This window comes from Peptostreptococcus anaerobius VPI 4330 = DSM 2949, from assembly GCF_000381525.1.
GTDB classification, from domain to species: domain Bacteria; phylum Bacillota; class Clostridia; order Peptostreptococcales; family Peptostreptococcaceae; genus Peptostreptococcus; species Peptostreptococcus anaerobius.
Window position 1 is genome coordinate 1 of sequence record NZ_KB906672.1, and the last position, 1,199, is coordinate 1,199.

The following is a 1,199-nucleotide window of genomic DNA, read 5'->3' on the forward strand; positions in this document are numbered from 1 at the left end:
ATCTGCCTCAATACTTAGACACACATAACCAACAGTGTGCTCAGCTTATCCTACTGTGTCATCCCATCTCTCAAACGATTATCGGTAGTACAGGAATTTCAACCTGTTGTCCATCGCCTACGCCTTTCGGCCTGAGCTTAGGTCCCGACTAACCCAGGGAGGACGAACCTTCCCCTGGAAACCTTGGGTTTACGGCCTGAAGGATTCTCACCTTCATCTCGCTACTCATGCCAACATTCTCTCTCCCATACTGTCCACAGCTCCTTACGGTACTGCTTCATCCTGCATGGGAAGCTCCTCTACCCATCTTTCGATGCCGTAGCTTCGGTAGTATGTTTTAGCCCCGGAAATCTTCGGCGCAGGATCACTCGACCAGTGAGCTATTACGCACTCTTTAAATGAATGGCTGCTTCTAAGCCAACATCCTGGTTGTCTATGCAATCCCACATCCTTTACCACTTAACATACATTTAGGGACCTTAGCTGACGGTCTGGGCTCTTTCCCTTTCGACTATGAACCTTATCACCCATAGTCTGACTCCTGAATAAAAGATTATGGCATTCGGAGTTTGATAGTCTTCGGTAAGTGCAATACCCCCTAGGACATTCAGTGCTCTACCTCCACATCTCTACATTCAAGGCTAGCCCTAAAGCTATTTCGAGGAGAACCAGCTATCTCCGAGCTCGATTGGAATTTCACCGCTACCCACAAGTCATCCCCGCACTTTTCAACGTACGTGGGTTCGGACCTCCACGAAATTTTACTTTCGCTTCATCCTGCTCATGGGTAGGTCGCCCGGTTTCGGGTCTACGTCATGTGACTATGTCGCCCAGTTAAGACTCGCTTTCGCTACGGCTCCACACCTTAAGTGCTTAACCTTGCCACATAACGTAACTCGTTGGCCCGTTCTACAAAAAGTACGCGGTCACGCCAATAATGCGCTCCCACAGATTGTAAGTGCAGGGTTTCAGGTTCTATTTCACTCCCCTCCCGGGGTTCTTTTCACCTTTCCCTCACGGTACTATACGCTATCGGTCACTAGGTAGTATTTAGCCTTGGGGGGTGGTCCCCCCTGCTTCCCACAAGGTTTCACGTGTCTCGTGGTACTCTGGATCATATCAAGAGTCTTCTTGGCTTTGTGTACGGGACTATTACCCTCTGTGGTAGAACTTTCCAGAACTCTTCCACTCGCAATAAC

1 rRNA gene is annotated in these 1,199 nt (G+C 49.1%); it reads right to left on the reverse strand.

From position 1 onward, the window contains the following. Positions 1-1,199, reverse strand: a 23S ribosomal RNA gene (locus F823_RS0110445); the annotation flags it as partial.